This window comes from Idiomarina xiamenensis 10-D-4, assembly GCF_000299895.1.
Taxonomy (GTDB): Bacteria; Pseudomonadota; Gammaproteobacteria; order Enterobacterales; family Alteromonadaceae; genus Idiomarina; species Idiomarina xiamenensis.
This window is the reverse complement of the sequence record NZ_AMRG01000040.1, coordinates 1-1,623: the sequence shown is the minus strand read 5'-3', so window position 1 is coordinate 1,623 and position 1,623 is coordinate 1. Positions and strand designations below refer to the sequence as shown.

General features: G+C 35.4%; 2 protein-coding genes. Both read right to left on the bottom strand.

Going from position 1 to position 1,623, the window contains the following annotated elements; genetic code table 11:
• Positions 1 to 477: 477 nt before the first annotated feature.
• On the bottom strand, positions 478 to 948 hold the full coding sequence (locus A10D4_RS13260) for a hypothetical protein (RefSeq protein ID WP_008490125.1): 471 nt from the start codon (positions 946 to 948) through the stop codon (positions 478 to 480).
• Positions 945 to 1,623 (bottom strand): hypothetical protein (locus A10D4_RS14210; RefSeq protein WP_008490124.1); only part of this gene is annotated, 679 nt, incomplete at its 5' end. The genes A10D4_RS14210 and A10D4_RS13260, both read right to left, overlap by 4 nt.

Below are 1,623 nucleotides of genomic sequence, written 5' to 3'. Positions count from 1 at the left end.
AAGATATAGGTATCGCGAGCACCCTGCCCATTTTCGACAATAACCAGACTATTAGTTGAATCTAGAAGTAGCTAACTAATTCAGTGAATTATCCTTTGATTTTCTAGGTGGACAAAAAAACTACGGTCTCAACTCCTTTCCTAATTTACTGGCAGTTTCATCATATGTAACACTGGCGAACTCATAGTCTGATCAATGATAAATAGCAAATCAATATTACCCTCTCATTGAAATAATTTGAGGCTTATTAAACAGTTAAAATAATGACATTTGACTGGCTTTTTCCGTAGGCAGTGCTGACACAGACAGAAAAAATAAATTGCTCTTAACACCATCCCAGATAATTACCCCCTACATTAAAAAAAACTAAGATACCGATGAACTTAGTTTTTTTCGGTTTAGTTTACTCCCAAAATTAATTTAACACCGAGTAGAACTACAGTTAAAAAATCACAGTAGTGAACATGATAAGAACCATTAATTATTGACCTTGCTCGCCAAACCTTTCACGCTAGAAGACCAATAAACATTTCCATCAAAAACAAACATCAAAACTCCATGCTCCGAGTTAAAAAACAATGAAGAATCAAGATCTCGGCCTTTTGAGTTATGAATATCAACTTCAAATCCTTCAATTTTTTTTCCTAACACCGAAATTGATTTCACAATGGGTAAGAAAACCAATTCCGCCCCTCCAGGTAAATTTATTTTAAGAGGGGTTTTATGATCATCTGGAATCGCGATAAAAGCTTTTCCTATTTTAAAACACAACTCAAGCCCATTAATTTCACATGATTTTAATCGTCCTTCAGCATCATCTATCATGAAGATTTTATTTTTCATGTCGATGCTTATACTAGGCTGGCCAAGTGATTCATAGACATATTGCTCAGCACTTACATTTAAAGACAACACACTAACAAACAACAAGAAGATAACTTTAATCATATACAGGATCCTTGCGAGTTTATAGTACAAGCATTGCTATATTGCTGCCTCTGAGTGCCATTAATTTCTGACATGATTTTATCTGTAAATAAAACATTAGAATTATTAGTATCAGCGATTCCCATAACTGCATGACCCATTTCATGAGCTATTATTCTAGTTAATGAAAACCGTGTTAAAGGCATTATCTCACTGGCTAAGTTATAGAAACTTAAATTGGTATTCAGATCTACTGTCATTATCCTTCCATTCAAGCGACCAAAATTTTCTCCAATATTATTCAAAAGAATCTTTAATGGTGATTTAGCTGATAATTTTTCAATTATTTCTTTTCCACCTTCTGAAGCAAAAATATCATCTAAACTGCCTTTAACGGTTGCCAAATCGTCACCTGAAACGTCTCCAGCTAAAGCTCCCCACTCAGCAACTTCTACTTTCCCATCAAATAAACTAGCACTTTCCCCTGTCATCGAACTTAGCTCTAAGACTTTTGATCTATTAACTTTGGCAGAAGCTTGATTTCGATAATGACTTCTAGTTTCTCCTAGTGCTTTAGCAAAAGCAGCACTGCTCGCGCCATTAGCAAACTTGCCTCCTGTGATTTTAGAGAGCGTTCCACCGACAACAGCACTAGCAACCACTCTGCCAATGGCTGTTTTAATACCATTGATTTGT